Source organism: Aeromonas piscicola, from assembly GCF_000820005.1.
Lineage (GTDB): Bacteria > Pseudomonadota > Gammaproteobacteria > Enterobacterales > Aeromonadaceae > Aeromonas > Aeromonas piscicola.
Map to the genome: position 1 here is coordinate 34,095 of NZ_CDBL01000010.1, position 1,172 is coordinate 35,266.

2 protein-coding genes are annotated in these 1,172 nt (G+C 40.5%); both read right to left on the reverse strand.

Annotated features, from left to right (window positions below; all coding sequences use genetic code 11):
• Nucleotides 1-860 (reverse strand): phosphoethanolamine transferase (locus BN1128_RS02085; protein WP_042865963.1); only part of this gene is annotated, 860 nt, incomplete at its 3' end.
• A 66-nt stretch (nucleotides 861-926) separates the two neighbouring features.
• Nucleotides 927-1,172 (reverse strand): sulfatase-like hydrolase/transferase (locus BN1128_RS02090; RefSeq protein WP_042865968.1); only part of this gene is annotated, 246 nt, incomplete at its 5' end.

Sequence of the window (1,172 nt, forward strand, 5' to 3'; positions counted from 1 at the left end):
TTGGAGAACATGCAGGGAACGGATACAGCGGTTGCTGTCCCGCAGGAGCGGACATCGTTAAAGGAGATCACACCACCAGACTTACTTGTGAATGGGTTGGTATCTTTCTCATAGCCATTCATTGAAAAGTTCTTACCACGAGCAGTCTCACCAACAACCAGGAACATCAAGGTTGGTTTGTCCTTTTTCGTAACCCGTGTGGCATCATCACCTAAAGTAACAAAAGGGATGGGCTCTGCCATATAGCGTCTATACAGGTACTTACTGGTGCTATACATGAAGTTAGCAGGAACGATTTCACGATTTAGAGTCTGATTATTACGACCAATTGATGCGTAATCTTGGTAGTACAAGGCAGCAATTATCCCAACTATTACCAAAGAGAAAAACATAGATAACAATCGCTGGGCGATACCTTTGTACCAGGTAGATGCATACTCAATTTTCACAAAAAATATCAATGCTGCGGGTAACAAACCGGTCAAAAGAACCCAGATTATTATTGGAGCGTTAACGTATGCAAAAGCTTCGCTTTGGTTTGTTTCAAATATATTCTGGATCATATCACCATCAAACAACACACGATATTTCATCATGGTGTAACTGGCGATAGAACCTGTAACAAACAGGAATGCAAAGAACGGCTTCATCAGAAAGCGGATCGAGAATGGCATGAAGACGAAGTTTAATGCAGCAACAAGTAGGAATGGGATTGAAACTACAAACCCTATTTTAAAGTGCTCGATGTTAGACAATATGTCATAGAAATGAAGCAGAACGGGCCAGTTCAGCAAAAATGCGAAGACCAAAGCCAATAGCAGTACAAATGGAACAACTTTTATTCTGACAGCTGAAAACATAATAATTACCTGTTAAACGTCTATTTCTATAAAAACCACTTCATTAAAATATCAACGATTCGCAACTCAATTATTCCGACATTGCTTAAAGATATCTAATTCTTGTTCGTAGATAGCCGTCTTCACATCCCATATTCCCAGGACAGAAGAAAATATGTTGTCATGAGAATAGCGATTGGCTGCGGCATTTTTCTGCAAACATTCCATATTCATGCCTTTTTCTTTGATGAAACCAGGTGACATCCACACCTGCATAGGTACGCGGGTCTGATCATCCGGTGCAAATTTGTATGGTGTACCGTGCAGGTAAAG